Here is a 20,365-nt window from a genome sequence, read left to right as displayed (position 1 = left end):
TTATTCCCCTCCGTTAACAAGGTCGAGCAATTCATGGAGTTCCTCCATTGTGACGCCTATCTTGCGTGCTGAATCACCTGCTTCCATGAGCAGGGATTCTATACGCTTGATCTGCTCTTCACGATAGATCTCCAGGTTCTGCGCCTTTACGAAAGAGCCTTTTCCCGTGTAGCTTTCGATAAAGCCATCACGTTCAAGCTCTTCATATGCGCGTTTAGTTGTCATAAAACTGATACGAAGCTCAGTTGCGAGTATTCGCATAGAGGGCAAAGCTTCGCCCTCTTTGAGTTTTCCCTCCAGTATCATTGTCTTTATCTGGTTTGCTATCTGTATATAGATAGGCTCGCCAGATGAGTTGCTAATGTTGATATTCATTTTAGTGTACACTCCTTGTGGTTATATAACTTTACCTGCTTTCCGGACAGCAAAGTCTAAATTGTATAACTACCTTTTATACAATTATATCAACTGCGTTACACTTTGTCAAGGGTTTTTAAAAAATATTTTGAAAATGATTAATGAATAGACATTGTAAATATTCTTCAAATTCTAAATTAACAGCACAAAAAGAACAACAGCTCCCTTACGGGAGCTGGCTTCTTTTCTTATCGTTATACTGCCTTTCAGTCGTGTGCATTTCGTGTGCATTACACCTGTTTTTACTGCTCACGAAACTGAAAAAAGAATTTAAAATCGTTTTCTACAGGAATGAGAGAAGCTTGTATTTCGGTGCTTTCCTTGAAATGCAAGCTTCTTTAAAAGATATAAAGGTGCCGGTTTAACCGGCACCTACTATATATCTCGCATATTTGTAATAATATAATGTTCATCGTCTTAGTTTTTCCACATATAGCCAACCTTCAAAACTGTTTCTATATGTCGGCTTGCACTTCCAAGAGCAGCACGAAGCTTCTTTACATGAGTATCAACTGCTCTGTCGTAGCCTTCGTAGTCCATGCCCCAGATTGCATCAAGTATCTTGTCTCTGCTGAGAGCGATGTTCTTATTGTCAATAAAATACATAAGCAGCTCATACTCTTTAGGAGCCATGACCACTTCCCTGCCATTTACTGTAACATACCTTCTTGCAGGCTCTATCTCCAATTCATCTATGACTATTCTGCCGTTTTTGACGAGAAGTCCGTGATATCTGTTAATAAGAGCATTGACCTTTACAAGAAGAAGCTTTGTTGAAAAAGGCTTCGTCACATATTCATCTGCACCGACTTCATAACCATTAACTATATCATTCTCCTCACCAAGAGCAGTGAGAAATATCACGGGTACATCATACTTCTTCCTTATGTATCTGCACACCTCCTTACCGTCTTTCCCCGGCATCATTATATCGAGGATAATGATATCATACCTGTTTTTATCGACACAGGAGCAGGCTTCATCACCGTTTACGGCTGTGTCCACCTCAAATCCGTTCTTGCGAAAAAACAGCGCTGTTATATCACACAGAGCCTTATCGTCCTCGGCTAACAGTATTCTGTATTTTTCTTCCATTTTATTTCACCTTTTTCAATTCAAACCAGAATGATGTCTCGTTATTGCTGCTTATACATTTATATTTTGCCTTGTGAAGCCGTAATATGCTGCTGTTTATAGCAAGCCCCATACCGCTGCTGCCCATTCTGTCAGTTCTTGCCTTGTCGACCTTATAGAAGGGCTCCCATATCCTTTTTATGTCCTTTTTGCTTATGCACTGACCGTCATTTGTCACCATAAATGTTATTTTTTTCTCATTGCAGAGGAACTTTATAGCTACTCTGCTCTCGGCATATTTTACGGCATTGGTAATAAAATTGCCAATAGCTATTTTTATCATTTTCGGATCGGCATATGCCACATATTTTCCGCCCAATACATCTGTTACAAGCTTGACATTGAGTCCGCGCTCATTTATGATAGGCTTCATGCGCTCATATATTTCAGATGTCATAGAATAAAGCTCAACCTCTTCCAGATTTATATCCTTTTCTGAATCAAGCTTAGACATGTTGAGCATATTATTGATAACAGACACCATATTATCTACTTCAGCGTTAAGCTTTTCTGCGTATTCATGCCTGTCCTCCTCGTCAATATACTCCCAGTTCTCGGTATAAGCCTTTGTTACGGCAAGAGGAGTCTTGAGATCGTGAGCGATGCTTCTTGTAAGATCCTGCCGCATAAGCTCATAGCTCATTTGATTGCCGTACATCTTTCTCATCATGACAATAACAAAAGCTTCAATTATAATAAAGGCAATAAGGCTCATAATGTATAAGAAGATATGGCTCCTGAAAGCAAGCTCCAGCGGGTGAAAAACATAGCAGAGGAACGCATTGTCAGTGCTGGAGTTTATGCAGGAATGTGTTATATAATATGAGGTACCAAGCTTATACTGAACAAAGCTTACAATCTGGCCACTGTCTATTTTCTTCTGCATTGAGCCTTCATCACTTACTTCTCCCACATAATAGAATGTGTAGGCATCCTGATATATCTTGAACACATAGCCCTTGTCTATCTTGCTGCGCACTTCTGCAAGCTGCTTCTTTGCCTGTTTGTCAAGCTTGGCTTCGTACTTTGTTTGGGCCATTTTATAGTACTCAGCGTGAAGGTTGTTATCACCCTGCCATTCTGATACCGGAACAGCGTTCTCTATAGAAGCCAATTCGTTGTCGCCTATGGTATACTCAAAAGTATTATACTTCGAAAAATTCTTGGGATCTTGTTCATGATAGGAAAATTTTCCGTTGAATATGAAATTATCGTCACACATTGCATCAATATCAAAATATGAGATAAATGCATTTTCACGCTTGAAATCAGAGCTTACAGGAAAATACCTGTAATCAAATTTATTGGAGTTATCCTTTGAAACAGACATTACTTCAACAAAATCGCCTGACTCTACTACTTTACCGTCATCGAGCTTTATCATTCCGTAAAAGCCGATATCGTCATTTCTACAATACTGTGATTGCAGTTTAAATTCATAATAAGCCATATGGATTATATTATCAGTATTATCTACCCGCGCAATTGATGACAACTTCAACGCATGATTCTCTGCCAGTGCCATTTTCTCATTCATTATCTTTGTGGCTGTCACATATGTATATAGTCCTTCTATAATAACAAACGCCAAAAGAATAAGTGAAGTTATAATAGCTATTAATCTGATATAATCCTTTTTCATTTTAATACTCCCTTTCATATCTTAGAATCTGATATGATTATAAAAAAAGGATGTGTATTCTTTATGTACACACAAGAAATTTTTTCACTATGCTCACTCCATTATTTATCATTCACTTGTGACTACTTCACCGGTCCAGTCTATAATGCCGCCGAATTCGTAGATATCTATGCTTTTATTATACACATATTTTGCGAGAAAGCAAAGCATTTATTGTTGATTAATACATAAGAATCCAGGTCCCCAACTCCTTTACCAGTTGTCACGCATAAGGAAAACTGTGATAATAAAAATTACTATTTTGCTGATTCAATTATAACATACGCTCACAATTTGGTCAATAGTTCAAACAAAAAAAGGCAGCCGCAAGGCTGCAATAATTAACATTCAAAAATTCTTATCCTTATCTGATCCTTCAATCAGCCTGTTAAAGTAATCGTCGATCTTTTTATCGACCTGCTTACGCTCCTCTGAGAACGTATGCTGATATACTGATTTAAGCGTAGAATTGGTCGACCACCCTCACCTCTCCATCGCATACTTGTCAGGAATGTTAAGCATGAGCATAACACTCGCAGACAAGTGACGGAGATCATGAAAAGTCATATGATAGTTATACTCTGCAAGCAGCTTATAAAACTTGCTTCGCAGCGTCTGATACTCCATCTGAACAATAAAATCATCATCTCTTTCATGAGGAACAGCATTTATGAGATCCTTTATGTAGCCTGGTATTGTCAGCCTTCTCGTCGACTTGTATGTCTTATTAACATCGCGAACAATGTTGCTGCCATCAAAGTAAATATTACTGCGGCATATAGTAAGTACATTATCTTTTAGGTCACGGAACTGTAATCCACGGACCTCACTCATACGTAGCGACAACCACATTGCCAACAGACATGGTAGCTCTATATCTGTACCACGTACCATGTTCATTACTTGTTCCGCCGTGGGTAGCTCTTTCAGCTTCGGCTTTCTTGCAGGGTATGTAACACTCAGCACAGGTCTAATGTCGTAGAGCTTCAGCGCTGCACATATAAGATGAACGCCTTCTTTAATCGTTTTTGCACCCACCTTTGCAGCGTCTTCGTTTATCGCCTGCTGTACAGTAAAACTGTTTACTGCATTTACATCAAGCGGCATGAGGCTTTGTAATCTGTTCCTGCGAAGTATGCCGTATCCTCTCAGCGTTGACGGAGCAAGCACATTCTGTTTTGACGCTATCTTCGCGGCACTCTCAGAGCTTGAACGTGAGCAGACTTTACAGCGTCAGCGTGAGAGTATCGCTATTGCAAAGTCACAGGGTAAATATAAAGGCCGGCAGCCTTTACCTATCGACTGGATAAAGTTCGGTCAACTGTACGAGCAGTGGAAGTCTGGCGCTATAACGGCGGTATGGTTTCAGAAAGAGATGGGCCTGCGTGCCAACACATTTTATCGCAGGGTCAAAGAGTACGAAAGAAAGATTAAATAAACAGGAGCGAGCCGGCATTTTGCCGGCTCATACTCTTTCAATAGGATATCGTTTTTATTTGCAATATTTCAAAAGCCTAAAAACGACTTAGATGACATGCTTTTTTTGTATTTCAATAGACTAAAGTCTTATGGCACATTCAAAAAGCGTTTCAAATACATGGTTTTTTATCATTTGAAACGTTGCAAATAAAGGGGACTCCTTAATTATACTTTTGCTCGTAATATCTGTGGAGATGGTTGAAGGTGTTTGGAGAAGTCCAATTGTATTATTGATAATGATGTTGAAATTGAATTCAAATAGAAGAATAGTATTGCACCAGTCAAAAACTCATTCCATACAAGTATTCCATACGAAAAAAACAAAAGGCTATATATAGGCGGAAACAAGGCTTTATAAAAATTCGAATCCTTCTCTGTCCGCCAGAATGGTAAAAGAAAAAGGTTGAATCGCATATGATAATGCTGTTCAACCTTTTTCTTTTTATACAGTCAATTACCGTCATCAATTCGTCTGAGAAAACATCATCCATAGTCAATATAGACAAATCGTGCAGTCATTTGTTGTTTATCTACACAGATATTTACTGCCGATGAATGTTTTTGATTGAATTCTCTTGACTATTTTGACACTTGATGATATAATTCAATCAACATCAATCATATTCATTCACATTCACTCATAAATGTTCGTTTGATAATGATACTATTAAATATTCAGGACGGGGATAATTTTGCTTACAGAAGAAAGACATCAGATGATACTTAATGCACTCGACGGCAAAAATGCCGTTACGCTCAGTGAGCTTTGCTCATTACTCGGTGCTTCTGCATCTACCGTGAGGAGAGATCTTAATCACCTTGCAGAACGCGGACTGCTTATCAAGATACATGGCGGTGCTATGCCCTGCATTGACAAATTCAGCTTCGGAGAACAGAATATTGAAGAAAAATCTCATCTTTATAATGATGAAAAGACTGCTATAGCTAAGTATGCAGCTTCACTGATAGAAGACGGTGATTTCGTATTCATTGACGCCGGAACAACAACTGAAAAAATGATAGACTATATCTCTGCAAAAAACGTCACATTTGTTACCAATGCCTTTGTTCACGCAAAAAAGCTTGCACAAAGAGGCTTCAAAGTTTTCCTCCCAGCCGGTGAGATAAAGCTTACAACAGAAGCGATCGTCGGTGCAGAGTGTGTCAGCAGCCTTCAAGCTTACAACTTCACAAAAAGCTTCATCGGAGCAAACGGAATCTCACTTTCTGCCGGAGTTTCCACTCCCGACAGAAATGAGGCGAGCATAAAGGCTGAGGTGATCAGACACAGCATGAACGCATATATCCTTTCGGATCATTCCAAATTCGATCAGATTACCTCAGTAACTTTCACGGATCTTGATAAGGTCATAATAATCACTGATAAACTCAGTGATAAAAAATATCTGACAGCTGCAAATATCAAGGAGGTGATGTAGTTGGTATACACTGTAACATTCAACCCTGCCATCGACTATGTTGTACACACAGCTGAAATGAGGCTTGGCGAAGTTAATCGTTCATCATCGGAGGAAATGTACTTCGGCGGCAAAGGGATAAATGTGTCCATAGTTCTGAATGAGCTTGGTACACCGTCCATTGCTCTGGGCTTCACCGCAGGCTTCACAGGCGAGGCTATCGAAAACGGTTTCAAGGCAATGGGCATAAAATCAGATTTCGTAAGACTGAAAACCGGCAACTCCCGGATCAATGTCAAGATCAAAGCCGGCGAAGAAACCGAACTCAACGGTCAGGGGCCGCACATAGACAACGAGGCGCTGGAAGCACTTTTCGTAAAGCTGGACAAGCTGTCAGACGGTGATACGCTCGTGCTTGCAGGCAGTATCCCTTCCAGTCTTCCATCGGACATCTATGAGAGGATCATGCAGAGACTTTCGGACAGAAAGATCAGGACAGTTGTTGACGCCACAAATGACCTTCTGCTCAACGTTCTGAAGTACAAGCCCTTCCTCATCAAGCCAAATAATCATGAGCTTGGTGAGATGTTCGGAGTAACCCTCTCGGAAGATGAAGAAATAGAGCGCTATGCCCGAAAACTGAAAGACATGGGAGCTATAAATGTTCTGATCTCAATGGCTGGTGACGGAGCTATGCTTATTGACGAGAACGGTAAATGCCACCGCTGCGGCGTCTGCAAGGGAAAAGTCAGAAACTCAGTCGGTGCAGGAGATTCCATGGTAGCAGGTTTTCTGACCGGAGCTCAGAACGGCGACTATGAATACGCATTAAAGCTCGGTACCGCCGCAGGAGGAGCCACAGCTTTCTCAGACGGACTGGCAGTAAAAACCAAGATCGAAGAGCTGCTCGCTCAGCTCTGATATTACAACAGTAAGGAGGAATAGCTCATGAGAATTGTAGATCTGCTCAGCAAAAATAGCATCAAGCTAAACGCTTCCCCAAAGTCAAAATTCGAAGCTATCGATATGCTCATAGACCTTCAGGTAAAAGGCGGAAATATCGCCGATAAGGAATCTTATAAAAAAGGCATCCTCGCAAGAGAGGAAAAGGGTTCGACCGCTGTTGGCGAAGGAATTGCAATACCACACGCAAAAAGCGAAGCTGTAAAGGCTCCATCACTGGCGGCAATGACAGTTCCGGATGGAGTTGATTACGAAGCCCTTGATGATGAGCCCTCAAATCTGCTGTTTATGATAGCAGCCCCCAATGACGGAGATGTTCATCTTGAAGTTCTGTCCAGACTTATGACTATACTCATGGACGAGGATTTCAGAGACGACCTTCTGAAAGCCAAGGACGCTGATGAGTTCCTGAAGGTCATCGACGATATGGAGAAGGAGAAATATCCCGACGAACCTGCTGCTGAAGAAAGATCCGAAAACGGATATAAAGTTCTTGCGGTAACCGCCTGCCCGACGGGTATTGCCCACACCTATATGGCTGCCGAGGCTCTTGAAAAAGCAGGCAAAAAGCTGGGTATCTCTATTAAAGTTGAGACAAACGGCTCAGGTGGTGCAAAGAATATCCTCACTCAGGAGGAGATAGACGCCTGTGACGGTATAATCGTAGCTGCCGACAAGACTGTCTCTATGGCGCGTTTCAACGGCAAAAAAGTCATAAAGACCAAGGTATCAGACGGTATAAAGATCCCCGAGGAGCTTATAAACCGCATCGAAGCAGGCGACGCTCCCGTATATCATCATGAGGGCGAAGCCGACAGCAGCTCATCGAGCACATCTGACAGCGAAGGCTTCGGAAGAAAGCTTTACAAACACCTCATGAACGGCGTTTCAAATATGCTGCCCTTCACAGTTGCGGGAGGAATTTTTATCGCGTTAGCCTTCCTGATAGACTCCTTCGGAGGCGCTCCCCAGGACGGTGATTTCGGTTCCCACCTTGCGGCTGCGGCATGGTTCAAGACTATCGGAAACTACGCTTTCCAGTTCATGATACCTGTGCTTGCAGGATATATCGGACTCAGCATAGCTGACCGCCCCGGCTTCCTTGTCGGTATGGCAGGAGGCGCAATGGCAGCCGCAGGTGCAACCTTTGCTTCTCCGGGAGGAGATGTTCCCTCAGGCTTCCTCGGTGCACTGCTGGCGGGCTTTATCGGCGGATACCTCACACTTTGCCTGGAAAAGGCGTGCAATAAGCTGCCCAAGGCTCTCAACGGTATCAAGCCCGTACTCATTTATCCTCTCGGAGGACTCGCCATTGTCGGCATCATGATGTGTGCAGTCAACCCTGTAATGGGCATTCTCAACGACGGTCTCTCCAACTTCCTCAACAGCATGGGCGACTCGAGCAAGATCCTCCTTGGCTGCATACTCGGAGGTATGATGGCGATAGACATGGGCGGTCCCTTCAACAAGGCAGCCTATGTATTCGGCGTTGCTGCTATCTCTCAGGGCAACTTCAATATCATGGCAGCAGTAATGTTAGGAGGTATGGTCCCCCCTATCGCTATAGCACTGGCTACCACATTCTTCAAAAACAGATTTACCGAGGAGGAACGCAAGAACGGTCCCGTCAACTACATTATGGGACTCAGCTTCATAACAGAAGGCGCTATCCCCTACGCCGCAGCTGACCCTGCAAGAGTGATCCCCTCCTGTATCGTAGGTGCGGCAACAGCAGGCGGCATATCAATGGCATTCGGCTGTACGCTCAGAGCTCCTCACGGCGGTATATTCGTATTCCCTGTGGTAGGACACCCTCTCCAGTATGTTATAGCACTTGCCATCGGCTCAGTAGTTGGAATGTTAATGCTGGCTCTGCTCAAAAAGAAGCATCCTCAGAACGCATAAAACAAATCATTATTATAAGGAGTGAAAATTTATGGTATCAAAAAAGGTAAATATCGTAAACGCAGAAGGTATGCACATGAGACCCGCAGGTATGATCGCAAAGGCTGTCAAGGCTCATTCAGACAGCGAGGTCATTCTCAAAACCAATGATAAGGACATCAAGGCTAAAAATGTCATGCAGATCATGGCAGCAGGACTCAAAAAGGGCACCGAAGTGGAAATAGTCGTTAACGGCGGTAACGAGCAGGCAGTTCTTGATGAACTCGCTGCAATGTTCGAGAACGGTTTCGGCGAATAATTCCAAACGAAAATGGGACGGCATCATTGCTGTCCCATACCTTTAAAGGAGGTGCATCAATATGACCATTTTCAAAGGCAAGGGAGTTTACGGTGCTGTAGCTATCGGTAAGATCTCTGTTTTCAAACGAAGGGACACAACTGTAAAGCGAATACACGTCAGCGATACAGCTGCCGAGAAGAAAAGACTGGAAGCCGCAAAGGAAGCGGCAACAGCTCAGCTTCAGGAAATATATGACAAAGCACTCAAGGAGGTCGGTGAGCAGAATGCTCAGATCTTTGAGATACACATGATGATGATCGAAGATGACGATTACAACGAGTCCATCGAAAGTATTATCGACACTCAGTCTGTCAATGCAGAATATGCAGTCTCGGTGACCGCCGATAACTTTTCAGAAATGTTCGCGTCTATGGACGATGCCTATATGCAGGCGCGCTCCGCAGACGTAAAGGATATATCGAATCGCATTATCGCCTGCCTTTCAGACGACGGTTCTCAGGAGAACAGCAGCGACGAAAAAGTGATAATCTGTGCAGACGATCTGGCTCCCAGCGAAACCGTTCTGCTGGACAAGAACAAGGTCCTCGCTTTTGTTACATCTCACGGCTCTTCAAATTCTCACACAGCTATACTGGCAAGGAATATGAATATCCCTGCCGTTATTGGTGCAGGTGATGATTTTCTCTCAGCTGTGTCAGACGGTATGTTTGCCGCAGTTGACGGATATACCGGTGAGGTATTCCTCTCTCCTGACACCGAGGCTCTCGAAAAACTCGAAACGAAGCAGAAAGAGGACGAGGAAAAGAAGAGGCTTCTCCAGGAGTTAAAAGGCAAGGAAAACGTTACGCTCGACGGAACAAGGATCAATATTTTTGCCAATATCGGCGGAGTGGATCATATCGGAGCAGTTCTTGCCAACGACGCAGGAGGAATTGGTCTATTCCGAAGTGAATTTCTCTATCTTGAGAGCAGCGATTATCCGACCGAAGAGCAGCAGTTTGCTGCCTACAAAAAGGTGCTTGAAAGCATGGCTGGCAAAAAGGTCATTATACGTACTCTTGACATCGGCGCTGACAAGAAGGTGGATTATTTTGATCTCGCAAAGGAGGACAATCCTGCCCTCGGTTTCAGAGCTATAAGGATCTGTCTCACTCGTCCAGAGATATTCAGGACACAGCTCCGTGCCCTTTACAGGGCTTCCGCATTCGGCAAGCTTGGTATCATGTTCCCTATGATAACAAGTGTATCGGAGGTGGAACAGATCAAAAAAATATGCGCAGAGGTCAGAGAGGAGCTCCGCGTTGACGGAGTAGACTTCGATGAAAACGCAGAACTCGGTATAATGATCGAAACTCCCGCAGCAGCTGTCATAAGCGATAAACTTGCTCCTCTTGTTGACTTTTTCAGCGTAGGTACCAATGATCTGACACAATACACTCTCGCCTGTGACAGGCAGAACAGTGCCGTTGAACAATTCGTTGATACACACCATGAAGCTATTCTCCGGCTCATAGAAATGTCTGCCAAAAATGCCCATGCAAATGGTGCGTGGATAGGTATATGCGGCGAACTTGCAGCTGACACAAGTCTTACCGAAACATTCCTGAGAATGGGTATAGACGAGCTTTCAGTTTCGCCTTCCTTTGTACTCAAGGTCAGAGACGCAGTAAGACACACTGATCTCTCCTGATAATTAAACCAAACAAAAAAGCGCCTGTAACTGTGATATGAGTATCGCTGTTATAATATACCAATAGTATAGCGGTACGCTATTGGCAGGGAGCCGTTAACTACTTGCGTCGTTCATATATCATTGAAATTAAGCTAGATAAGCATGATTATCAATATATCAATAATCGAAAGAGAACGGCTATAGGAGAAATGAATTTCAATCAGATTAATACTATTCCCCTCAATTATTCCACACTAATTTTATAAACGGCTATAAATAGGCAAAAACGTTGCATTACAAAAAACGAATCTCTCTGTCGCTTTTTAAAAAGAAGCCAGTAGGAAACAATTTTAAATGCATTTTTGCAAGCGTATATCCCATTATCAGGTTATAACCTATTGGAACTGAATATCTGAACAGCCTTCAGTAATTCTGAGGGCTGTTCTATTTAGGGTGAATTGTTTCACTTTTATTGTCAACCTTTATAAAAATAATGGTTGACAACAGAGCTGCGCAGTGCTATAATATTGAACGGAGGAAGTGATTGACATTAACAACATAAACAAAACAAAAAGTATGGTTCTGACAGCAATGTTTACTGCTCTGATAACAGCAGGCGCATATATTCGTATCCCTGTCCCTGTTTGCCCGTTCACATTGCAGTTTCTGTTCACAACTCTTGCAGGGATCATTCTTGGAAAAAACAAAGGTGCTGCGGCAACAGCTCTGTATGTTATTCTTGGGCTTGCAGGACCGCCTGTTTTTACAGGCGGAGGCGGTATAGGTTATGTGTTGCAACCGACATTCGGCTATCTTATTGGTTTTATTGCAGGCTCATATATTGCCGGATGTATTGCTCACAGCGGAAAACCTGATACAAAACACATCCTGATCGGCTGTTTTACAGGACTTGCGGTTGTTTATGCACTTGGAATGCTATATTATTATATGATAAGTGCAGTATACCTGCGTGACCCTATCGGTATCGGCGCTTTGTTCCTGTACTGCTTTGTGCTTGCAGTACCAGGAGATATTGCACTCTGCTTATTATCTACTACTTTAGCAAAACGGCTTATGCCTGTAATCTATGCGAAAGGAACAATATAATGGATATCAAGAATATGACCGAACAGATAATCAACGGCAGAAGGCTGACGAAAAATGATGATCTGAGTTTTCTGCTGAACACTGAATTAGACGTGCTTACAGAATGTGCAGATAAACTGCGTAAACATTTCAGCGGTGGCACAGCCAATCTTTGCAGTATCATCAACGGCAGAAGCGGTCGATGCTCCGAGGACTGCAAGTTCTGTGCACAATCCGCCCATCACTGTACGGGTATCGAAGAATATGCTTTTCTTGATAAGCATCAGATCGTAACTGAATGTAATCATAACGAAAAACAGGGCGTACACCGCTTTGCGATAGTTACCGCAGGGCGCAGACTGAGCGGTGATGAGTTTGAAAAGGCCCTTGACACCTACCGTACCCTTTCATGTGAAAACCATGTTGGTTTATGTGCTTCATTCGGTCTTCTGGAAGAAGAACAGTTTTCTGATCTTCGCCGTGCAGGAGTTACAAGGTATCATGCGAATATAGAGACTTCGAGAGCAAATTTTAAAAACATCTGCACAACACATACTTTTGAGGATAAGCTGGAATGCATACGCAGAGCGAAGGCGGCAGGACTTGAAATATGTTCGGGTGGTATCATAGGTATGGGCGAAAGCTGGCAGGATCGTATCTACATGGCTCTGACACTCAGTGAGCTTGGCGTAAGTTCGATACCGATAAATGCTCTTATCCCCATTAAAGGCACACCTCTGGAAAATATCGAACGTATCACCGAGTCTGATATTCTGCGGACTGTTGCGATATTCCGCTTTATCGTTCCCGAAGCCGATATTCGCCTTGCCGCAGGACGAAACCTTATGACAAACTGTGGTGAACGTGCTTTCCTTTCGGGTGCAAATTCGGCTATCACAGGAGATATGCTGACGACATCGGGCAATCGTATCCGTGAAGATATTGCTATGCTGAACAGGATCGGCTATTGTACGGGGAGCGATAAAAATGAATAAAGGAATATTTGTTACAGGCACGGGGACGGATATTGGAAAGACCTTTGTCACAGCACTGCTTGTCAGGAAGCTACATAATGCAGGCTGTGCCACTGCCTATTTCAAAGCGGCAGTCAGCGGAAACGAACGTGATGAAAACGGCAGACTGATACCGGGTGACGCTGCCTATGTAAAGAAAATTTCAGGAATATCGCAGCCTCTTGATACAATGTGTCCTTATATATACGAAACAGCAGTATCACCTCATCTCGCTTCAAGGATAGAGGGTGATCCTGTGGAAATCAGTACGGTCAGGGAACAGTTCCAAAAGATCTGCGATGAATATGAATACGTTATCTGCGAAGGAAGCGGCGGTATCGTGTGTCCCATACGCTGCGATGATAAAAAGATCATGCTTGAGGATATTATCAAAGCTCTCGGACTTCCCACGATCATAGTGGCAGATGCAGGACTTGGAACGATCAACAGCGTGGTTCTTACCTGTGAATACATGAAGGCTCACGGTCTGGAGATACGGGGATTGATACTGAACAACTTTCACAAGGGCGATGTAATGGAAGAGGATAACAAGCTGATGTGTGAAAAACTCACGGGGCTGCCTGTTATTGCCTGTGTCGGTGAGACTGATACTGATATTGACATTTCAGAAGACGTACTGAAAAGAATATGTGACAGAGGAGAAAAATATGATCTGGTATCCATACGCTCAGATGAAAACACTTGATGCGCCCATAAAAATATCCCATGCCAAGGGCGTTCATCTTTATACAGAGGACGGTCAAGACCTGATAGACTCGGTATCTTCGTGGTGGAGTGTTATTCATGGCTACAATCACCCAGAGATCAATGCTGCTATCAGCGGTCAGCTTGAAAAATTTGCACACATTATGCTTGGCGGAATGACACATGAACCTGTTCAAAAGCTCTCTGACAAACTGGCACAATGGCTGCCTGGGGATCTGGACTACTGCTTTTTCTCAGACTCAGGCAGCGTTGCTGTGGAAGTTGCGTTAAAAATGGCATTACAGTTCAACACAAACCGAGGTTCTGACCGGGATATGATACTTTCGCTTGAACACGCCTATCACGGAGATACATTCAAGGCTATGGAAGTCGGTGATGATGAGGACTATCACTTTGCGTTCGGCGTTAACAGCGAGAAAAAGCGTGGTGTTGTCCATATACCTATAGAGATACCCGCACTTGAAAAGGCATTTGAAGAATACGGAGAACGCCTGACCTGTTTTATCGTTGAACCGCTGCTTCAGGGTGCAGGCGGAATGCGTATGTATGATGTCTGCTTTCTTGAAAGAGCAAGGCAGTTATGCGATCAATATGATGTATTGCTGATCTTTGATGAAGTCGCAACATGCTTCGGACGTACAGGAAATCGCTTTGTGGCTGATCTTGTTCTGCCTGATATACTTGTTCTTGGAAAGGCTCTGACGGGCGGATATATAGGTCATGCAGTTACAGTAGCAAACCGAAGAGTATATAAAGATATCCATTCCTCGAGAGTAAAGCTGTTTGTATCGTCTTCTGTGACCTTTTCAAGAAGCTCAAACAACGGTGTTTGACTTCTATCCCTATCGTTTTTGATAGTAAAGTCTTTTGCATCATAATATGAATATTCACGATTATAGAGCTCATAGGCAATTTGTTTACCAAGAATAGCAGGATCAACTTGTTTTGAGATCTGGTATGATATATAGTTTTTGTCCTTCTGAGCATACATAGGCATCGAGTTTTTGACAAGTATATTTTTCAGTTCAAGCTTCCATAAAACAGTTAGCTGTGAGCGTCTTGACACGTTAGGATTGTCTGCTGCTCTGCGAAGAATTTCAACATTGTCCTGCTCTATGCATATTATTCCCCAGTGACGAGGAACCTTGTTTTCAGCTGATTTTCTGTGCTTCTGACTAATTACAAGATAATTCTTGTCAAAGAAACTATCATAGGCAGAGACTTGTCTGTCAAGCCTGCTGTAGTCATCGCTGTCGCTCTTGATCTCATAACCCGTAAGGTGAGAGCTGACAGCCATTACATCGCAAATTGAACTGCCTATTGTCTTTTCCTGATATATGCGGATATCTTGACGTTCTGCCAGAAGGTAGTTTATCAGTATTTTGCGTATATCCTTATCATTCATACTATCGCCCCTATTATAGTATAAAAGAAACGATGTACGGTATTTCGTACATCGTTTGAATGACAATTCTATAGTGGGAGCAGGTTTGCAATCATTCTCCTTGTAATACAATATACACCTTTCCTGCAATATCGAGATGTCTCCATTCGTCATTCTCATCAGAGGTAATACCCAGATGCTTTTCGGCGAAGCGTGTGCTGTAGCTTCTGTTGAACTTCATACGGAACATGGTATCAAGGTCAGTGATATGATTTTCAAGCGCTGGAAGATCATACTCCCTGCATATACGTTCTATGAACTTGCTATCAAAGTCATGGTGCATAGCGACCAGATCACTGCCGCAGCAGAACTCTATGAACTGCCAATAAGCATCTTCCATTGTTGTTCCATAGTTGCTCAGCGTATCATTGGTAATTCCGAGTATCTCAGAAACACTATCTGAAAGGACAGCTTCGCTGTTGACATATTCAAAGAAACGGCAGGTAGGAACTCCGTTTTCAAATCGGAGTGCGGCAAAGCTGACTATTTCTGATTCTTCATCAAGATCGTTTGAAGTTATATCGATAACAACGAATTCATCTTTCATACTATCACCTCAATTATATTATAAGAATAAAGGTGTTCGTTTTTTCGGACATCGTTTGTGATATTATTTGTTCATAGAAAAATGTTGAAAGTATAATACTGACGCGATATAATAAAAGTAGAATATACTTAGGAGGTGTTCTTTATGACATTTGAAGAACTTAAACAAGAAGCTACCAAAGCTGAAACCCTTGATGAACTTTTTAATATCTGGAAGGAAGCTCATTCCATAGAAAGTGAAGAAAATTGGGAAACAACAAAAGGTTCTTCCAAGAACATTCCGAAAGACAATTTTATAGGCGACGGTATTATAGACCCTGAAGTATTCAAAAAAGAAAATAATAAAATCCTTTTTATATCTAACGAAGCGAATATTGACAATCCTAAATATGAAAAAGCTGGGGATAGAAGAAATAGCTTCAATGAATATTATAATGATCATTATGACAATTGGAAAGGCAAAATGCGCGAACGTATATGTGCCGTATTTAATGAGTTGATTCAAGAGCCTTCACCTGAGTATTATAATTCTGCAAAACGCTTTGCATTTATGAACATTAATAAACGAGGCGGAAACAATCAAATCGGCGATGGCAAACACATAGAGAATTATTGTAATTTATACAAGGAATTCATTGAAAAAGAAATTAAACTAATTGCCCCTAATCTTATAGTATGGCTTGGAATAAAAACTTTTAACATGAATCTTCTTCAAAATATCGGAGCTAATTATAAAGGGGACATCTTATTCATTAATGTCAATGGGAAGGATGTACCTATAATGAAAATGTGGCATACAAGTAATTGGCGAGGTTCAAGGAAAAGTCTAAACAACTATGATGAAGTCGAGAAAGAATACTTGTCTATTGGAATTAATAATAAGATAATTATTAAGTTAGCAGCCAAAGCACGTCTTGAATATGATTTGTTGAACAAGTGACATATTAAGCATTTTGTAGAACGTGGCGATGAAACAATGTAAATAATAAAATCTATGGGGCGGATAATCCGCCCCATTTTTATATACCGTAGTTAGTAAGTGACTTTTTCAGTTCATTTATGACACGCTCCCTGAGGGGAGCGGGTTCAAGAACAACAGCGTGACCTGCATACTGTACCGCCCACTTGAACATATCCTCTTCGCTGATATGTGCGCGGACAATGAAATCCTTGTCAGTGACATCGGAAATATCAATGTCAGTTCCGAAGTAGTCGATGATGTCGTTGATAATGTAGCTGTTGGCACGGAACTTCACATTTATCCTCTCGCTTGTGAACATAAAAATGTGCTCTGCCATGTGTTCGGCGAGATCGAGTCCGTACTTGTATCCGGCGACTTTATCCGCAGGCTTTACCGGAGTATCGAGCATTCGGATATCGCTTATCCTGTCCACGCGATAATTGGAGAGCCTGTCGTACTTATCATAGTTGCAGATAAGATAATACCTACCGCTCATAACCGCAAGCTGATATGGATTTACGATATATCTGCGTATCTCTCCGTTATCGTTCCTGCGAGGGTGGAGCTGCTTATCGGTACCGTAACTGCAATACTCAAACTCCACCTGACGCTTCTTTTCGATAGCCTCATCGAGAACATCGATAGTGTAGAAGAGCTGCTTGTTCGAGCTGCTGTCATCGGGCATCGTACAGATATGCCGTACCTTGCTATGGAAGTAAACAGAGGACAGCCCCTCCAGCTTCGTGATAAGCTCTTTGCGCTGACTGTATGGAATATGGCGTGAGAACAGGAGTCCATCAATAAGCAGGCGCAGTTCTGCGTCGCTGAAGTCATGGCTGAGATACCAGTCGGTCAGAACGGTCTTGTCCTCGCCGTTTTTGTCCTTACGAAGCGATTCACTATAATTGATAGGATATCCGAAGTCCACAAGGTTCATCAGATTGCTCTTTACCGCTTTTCTGTCAGCAGGCATACTATATTCTTTTTTGAGAATATCAACAATGTCCTTCTGAGAAAGTCTGTGGTCTTCGTCAGTGTATTTCTTCAAAATATCGAGAATATTGATGATCATCAGCTTCTTGGGCTGTATCGTATACATAGTAACACCTCGCTCTGCTTGTTCTATTTATAGTATACGGATAGGCGTGTTCGCTTTTTCGTACATGGTCTTTGTTATATTATACCATAGAAGTGCGAAAAAGCAATAGATTCAGATCAATTTTGGAGGGATTAAGACTATGAAAATATCCGTACTTGATTTTATCGACTCAGATACTCTGAGAGATCATCTTAGAAATCAGACACTCGAACCGGCGATTGAATGTATATTGATAGTCCGTAGCCGCAGATGTTCAATAGAGAAGAAGCTAGAAGCACTGAAAGAGAGATATGATACATATTCAGCAGAAGATTTCAACAAGGGAATATACAATTGTCGAGAAAAAGACTTTAAGTCCGCTTTAAAAGAGTATATTGATTCTACCGAGAAGGTTCTCGCTGATATGTACCGTCCTGACAACAATCACGTTTATAACGCTCACGACAGAGATAATATCGGTTTCCATGGAACATTCGATACATTTGAAACTGCCATGGATGAAATAAAGAATAATCATTCCGGAAATGAGTTTTGTATAGTAAAAGTGAAAATAAATGAATTTGAAAATGTTACAGATATAACAGCGCTTATCAATGAACAGGGCGAGCCGTATGATATGTGGAATCTATATAACGACAGAATCAACTTCAGTATATTCAGTTCGTATGCTTGGATCCCGCATCGATACGCAACCAGTGATATTGTTGTATTCACTTATGACAATACATTTGCTGTCGTCGTTGAGGATAACAGAAGTCCTATAAAAACCACAGGTCTTGATATGAACGATATGACCGTAAGCTGTGTGGTATTTGAAAAGAACGCTTGTCATTCCAGCAGCGGTGTATTTATCCAAAGGGACTTTTCATTGCTCCTTATTGAATCATGCAAAGAGTCAGAGATGGAAGAATGTCCTAAAGAACTGATTAGGTTAAGTCACCTGATAAAGGGTGGGATCAGTGCAGCTGAATTCTTGGAAGAGTATAGTAACGGTAACATTCATTGAAAGCTTTTTGTTAATGAATATTTTTAAATAGAATCAGCTCCCGTAAAGGGAGCTGGCTTCTTTAATAGCTTTGTACCACCAATATATTTCGTGTGATTTTCGTGTGATTTCGTGTGATTTTTGACTGAAAATCAGTCACACGCAACTGCAAAAATGCATTTAAAACTGTTTTCTACAGGCATGAGAAAAGCCTGTATTTCGGTGTTTTCCTCGAAATACAGGCTTCTTTAAAAGAGCGGACAGAGAGGGATTCGAACCCTCGATACGCTATTAACGTATACACGAGTTCCAGTCGTGCGCCTTAGACCAGCTCAGCCATCTGTCCATATATATAGGAGACTTAGAAAAAAGTCTCCCTTGGTGCGAGTAATGGGACTTGAACCCATACGTCTCTCGACACACGCCCCTCAAACGTGCCTGTCTGCCTATTCCAGCACACTCGCAAAGTACTTTAATATTATACAGCAAATCAAAAAAAAAGTCAATAGGCTTCAATATATATTTATCATATTACAAAATAAAGCGTTTCATATAACAAAAAAGTCCACTATATAGTCAAAGAATAATAAATTAAAATAATCGCCCATAAATTTTCCTGATTTTCGACATTTTGCGCTAAAAACACCCCTTGAAAAACCTTTCAAAGTGATGTACAATGTGTTTGTAGATTAAAAGAAAAGGAGTTAAACCTAAACTATGGAAAACAAACGAATCAAAGTATTGATCGGTGACGATTCAGCATCAAACGGAGTAAAAGCAGCAGCAGCGCTCAGGGAAAACGATATTACAGCGTTTACCCGAAAGAAAAACAGCAGAGCGATACTTGATTCCATAATCAATGACGCCCCTGATGCAGTCATTCTCGATCTGAGTCTGCAGGATACCGACGCCATATGCCTTATGGAGCGTGTCAAAGAGACTCTCGTTAAGACGCCTGCATTCATTATTGTATCTGATATCCAGAACAGCTTCATTGAGCGGCAGGTAATGGAAAACGGAGCGTCATATTATCTCTCACGACCGTATGATGTGCAGGATCTTCCATCTATAATCAAGTCCATATGCACTGTCCCCATTTCAAGCACCTGTACCGACACAGAAATAATGGTAACGGAAATAATACAGAAGCTTGGCGTACCTGCCCATATAAAGGGCTACCATTATCTGCGCACAGCTATTCTCAGTGCGATCGAAGACAGCAGGCTCATGGAATGTGTTACTAAGCTTCTTTACCCATGTGTGGCACAGAAGTACGATACCACTTCATCACGCGTTGAACGAGCTATCCGTCACGCTATCGAAATAGCATGGGACAGAGGCGATTCCGAGGTCATAAACAGCTTTTTCGGATATACTATAGATAATTACCGCGGACGTCCCACAAATTCGGAATTTATAGCTCTTGTAACAGATAAGATAAGACTTCAGCTGAAATTGGCATAAGTGAATATTACAGTCACAACTCCTCTCTCCGCTGTGACTGTTTATATTATCCTAACGAAGCCCTCTGTGTT

General features: G+C 42.1%; 18 protein-coding genes, 2 tRNA genes and 2 pseudogenes. 13 read left to right on the top strand and 9 right to left on the bottom strand.

Annotation, left to right across the window (positions count from 1 at the left end):
• The 4 genes from BT105_RS08105 to BT105_RS08090 form a co-directional block, all read right to left on the bottom strand.
• Entirely contained in the window at window positions 1-375 is a 375-nt protein-coding gene (locus BT105_RS08105) for a GntR family transcriptional regulator (protein WP_072300252.1), read from the bottom strand.
• A 459-nt stretch (window positions 376-834) separates the two neighbouring features.
• Entirely contained in the window at window positions 835-1,512 is a 678-nt protein-coding gene (locus tag BT105_RS08100) for a response regulator transcription factor (RefSeq protein ID WP_072300251.1), read from the bottom strand.
• Between the two features lies 1 nt (window position 1,513).
• Entirely contained in the window at window positions 1,514-3,193 is a 1,680-nt protein-coding gene (locus BT105_RS08095) for a sensor histidine kinase (protein ID WP_072300250.1), read from the bottom strand.
• Between the two features lie 522 nt (window positions 3,194-3,715).
• Complete coding sequence (locus BT105_RS08090; RefSeq protein WP_072300249.1) at window positions 3,716-4,339, bottom strand: site-specific integrase; 624 nt, start codon at window positions 4,337-4,339, stop codon at window positions 3,716-3,718.
• Between the two features lie 79 nt (window positions 4,340-4,418).
• On the opposite strand from BT105_RS08090, the pseudogene BT105_RS08085 reads away from it, so the two are divergent.
• From BT105_RS08085 to BT105_RS08040, 10 genes and pseudogenes are all read left to right on the top strand, one after another.
• Window positions 4,419-4,670: pseudogene (locus BT105_RS08085) on the top strand (recombinase family protein); the annotation flags it as partial.
• A gap of 733 nt (window positions 4,671-5,403) precedes the next feature.
• Window positions 5,404-6,150, top strand: coding sequence for a DeoR/GlpR family DNA-binding transcription regulator (locus BT105_RS08080; protein ID WP_072300248.1), 747 nt, complete (start codon window positions 5,404-5,406; stop codon window positions 6,148-6,150).
• Window positions 6,151-7,050, top strand: coding sequence for a 1-phosphofructokinase (pfkB, locus tag BT105_RS08075; RefSeq protein WP_072300247.1), 900 nt, complete (start codon window positions 6,151-6,153; stop codon window positions 7,048-7,050).
• A 27-nt stretch (window positions 7,051-7,077) separates the two neighbouring features.
• The gene (locus tag BT105_RS08070; protein ID WP_072300246.1) at window positions 7,078-8,997 is read left to right on the top strand and encodes a PTS fructose transporter subunit IIABC; all 1,920 of its coding nucleotides are present in this window, start codon (window positions 7,078-7,080) and stop codon (window positions 8,995-8,997) included.
• Between the two features lie 31 nt (window positions 8,998-9,028).
• Window positions 9,029-9,295, top strand: a complete 267-nt coding sequence (locus tag BT105_RS08065) for an HPr family phosphocarrier protein (protein WP_072300245.1) — start codon at window positions 9,029-9,031, stop codon at window positions 9,293-9,295.
• Window positions 9,296-9,356: 61 nt separating this feature from the next.
• Window positions 9,357-10,988 carry a phosphoenolpyruvate--protein phosphotransferase gene (ptsP, locus tag BT105_RS08060; protein ID WP_072300244.1) on the top strand — a complete coding sequence of 544 codons (1,632 nt, stop codon included), beginning with the start codon at window positions 9,357-9,359 and terminating at the stop codon, window positions 10,986-10,988.
• 522 nt (window positions 10,989-11,510) lie between these two features.
• Window positions 11,511-12,077, top strand: coding sequence for a biotin transporter BioY (locus BT105_RS08055; protein WP_347496935.1), 567 nt, complete (start codon window positions 11,511-11,513; stop codon window positions 12,075-12,077).
• A gap of 5 nt (window positions 12,078-12,082) precedes the next feature.
• The gene (bioB, locus tag BT105_RS08050; protein ID WP_177243954.1) at window positions 12,083-13,051 is read left to right on the top strand and encodes a biotin synthase BioB; all 969 of its coding nucleotides are present in this window, start codon (window positions 12,083-12,085) and stop codon (window positions 13,049-13,051) included.
• Entirely contained in the window at window positions 13,044-13,775 is a 732-nt protein-coding gene (bioD, locus tag BT105_RS08045) for a dethiobiotin synthase (protein ID WP_072300242.1), read from the top strand. Before bioB ends, bioD begins: the two co-directional genes overlap by 8 nt.
• A pseudogene (locus BT105_RS08040) lies at window positions 13,738-14,562 on the top strand (aminotransferase class III-fold pyridoxal phosphate-dependent enzyme); the annotation flags it as partial. The gene bioD and the pseudogene BT105_RS08040, both read left to right, overlap by 38 nt.
• On the opposite strand, the gene BT105_RS08035 reads toward BT105_RS08040, so the two are convergent.
• Window positions 14,514-15,200 (bottom strand): sce7726 family protein, encoded by a 687-nt coding sequence (locus tag BT105_RS08035; RefSeq protein WP_072300241.1) that lies wholly within the window; start codon window positions 15,198-15,200, stop codon window positions 14,514-14,516. The pseudogene BT105_RS08040 and the gene BT105_RS08035 overlap by 49 nt on opposite strands.
• A 91-nt stretch (window positions 15,201-15,291) precedes the next feature.
• On the bottom strand, window positions 15,292-15,786 hold the full coding sequence (locus tag BT105_RS08030; RefSeq protein WP_072300240.1) for a 3'-5' exonuclease: 495 nt from the start codon (window positions 15,784-15,786) through the stop codon (window positions 15,292-15,294).
• Window positions 15,787-15,930: 144 nt separating this feature from the next.
• On the opposite strand from BT105_RS08030, the gene BT105_RS08025 reads away from it, so the two are divergent.
• Window positions 15,931-16,725, top strand: coding sequence for a uracil-DNA glycosylase family protein (locus BT105_RS08025; RefSeq protein ID WP_072300239.1), 795 nt, complete (start codon window positions 15,931-15,933; stop codon window positions 16,723-16,725).
• A 79-nt stretch (window positions 16,726-16,804) separates the two neighbouring features.
• Here the strand turns inward: BT105_RS08025 and BT105_RS08020 are convergent, their stop codons facing one another.
• The gene (locus BT105_RS08020) at window positions 16,805-17,845 is read right to left on the bottom strand and encodes a helix-turn-helix transcriptional regulator (protein ID WP_072300238.1); all 1,041 of its coding nucleotides are present in this window, start codon (window positions 17,843-17,845) and stop codon (window positions 16,805-16,807) included.
• A gap of 139 nt (window positions 17,846-17,984) precedes the next feature.
• Here BT105_RS08020 and BT105_RS08015 point away from each other — a divergent pair, with 139 nt between their 5' ends.
• Window positions 17,985-18,851 (top strand): hypothetical protein, encoded by an 867-nt coding sequence (locus BT105_RS08015; protein ID WP_072300237.1) that lies wholly within the window; start codon window positions 17,985-17,987, stop codon window positions 18,849-18,851.
• A 236-nt stretch (window positions 18,852-19,087) separates the two neighbouring features.
• Here the strand turns inward: BT105_RS08015 and BT105_RS08010 are convergent.
• Both BT105_RS08010 and BT105_RS08005 read right to left on the bottom strand, forming a co-directional pair.
• Window positions 19,088-19,176 (bottom strand) — tRNA-Ser (locus BT105_RS08010).
• A gap of 33 nt (window positions 19,177-19,209) precedes the next feature.
• A tRNA-Leu gene (locus tag BT105_RS08005) sits at window positions 19,210-19,294 on the bottom strand.
• Window positions 19,295-19,547: 253 nt separating this feature from the next.
• Here BT105_RS08005 and spo0A point away from each other — a divergent pair.
• Window positions 19,548-20,294 (top strand): sporulation transcription factor Spo0A, encoded by a 747-nt coding sequence (gene spo0A, locus BT105_RS08000; protein ID WP_072300236.1) that lies wholly within the window; start codon window positions 19,548-19,550, stop codon window positions 20,292-20,294.
• Window positions 20,295-20,365 lie beyond the last annotated feature (71 nt).

It is taken from the genome of Ruminococcus flavefaciens, from assembly GCF_900119075.1.
In the GTDB taxonomy this organism is placed as follows: domain Bacteria; phylum Bacillota; class Clostridia; order Oscillospirales; family Ruminococcaceae; genus Ruminococcus; species Ruminococcus flavefaciens_Q.
This window is presented reverse-complemented; position numbering and strand designations above follow the sequence as displayed.

Excerpts from the sequence above, each read along its gene's own strand:
- BT105_RS08105 (WP_072300252.1), bottom strand. The coding sequence starts at position 375 with ATGAATATCAACATTAGCAACTCATCTGGCGAGCCTATCTATATACAG.
- BT105_RS08095 (WP_072300250.1), bottom strand. The coding sequence starts at position 3,193 with ATGAAAAAGGATTATATCAGATTAATAGCTATTATAACTTCACTTATT.
- BT105_RS08100 (WP_072300251.1), bottom strand. The coding sequence starts at position 1,512 with ATGGAAGAAAAATACAGAATACTGTTAGCCGAGGACGATAAGGCTCTG.
- bioD (WP_072300242.1), top strand. The coding sequence starts at position 13,044 with ATGAATAAAGGAATATTTGTTACAGGCACGGGGACGGATATTGGAAAG.
- BT105_RS08030 (WP_072300240.1), bottom strand. The coding sequence starts at position 15,786 with ATGAAAGATGAATTCGTTGTTATCGATATAACTTCAAACGATCTTGAT.
- BT105_RS08065 (WP_072300245.1), top strand. The coding sequence starts at position 9,029 with ATGGTATCAAAAAAGGTAAATATCGTAAACGCAGAAGGTATGCACATG.
- spo0A (WP_072300236.1), top strand. The coding sequence starts at position 19,548 with ATGGAAAACAAACGAATCAAAGTATTGATCGGTGACGATTCAGCATCA.
- BT105_RS08090 (WP_072300249.1), bottom strand. The coding sequence starts at position 4,339 with ATGCCGCTTGATGTAAATGCAGTAAACAGTTTTACTGTACAGCAGGCG.
- BT105_RS08070 (WP_072300246.1), top strand. The coding sequence starts at position 7,078 with ATGAGAATTGTAGATCTGCTCAGCAAAAATAGCATCAAGCTAAACGCT.
- BT105_RS08020 (WP_072300238.1), bottom strand. The coding sequence starts at position 17,845 with ATGTATACGATACAGCCCAAGAAGCTGATGATCATCAATATTCTCGAT.
- ptsP (WP_072300244.1), top strand. The coding sequence starts at position 9,357 with ATGACCATTTTCAAAGGCAAGGGAGTTTACGGTGCTGTAGCTATCGGT.
- BT105_RS08025 (WP_072300239.1), top strand. The coding sequence starts at position 15,931 with ATGACATTTGAAGAACTTAAACAAGAAGCTACCAAAGCTGAAACCCTT.
- BT105_RS08035 (WP_072300241.1), bottom strand. The coding sequence starts at position 15,200 with ATGAATGATAAGGATATACGCAAAATACTGATAAACTACCTTCTGGCA.
- BT105_RS08015 (WP_072300237.1), top strand. The coding sequence starts at position 17,985 with ATGAAAATATCCGTACTTGATTTTATCGACTCAGATACTCTGAGAGAT.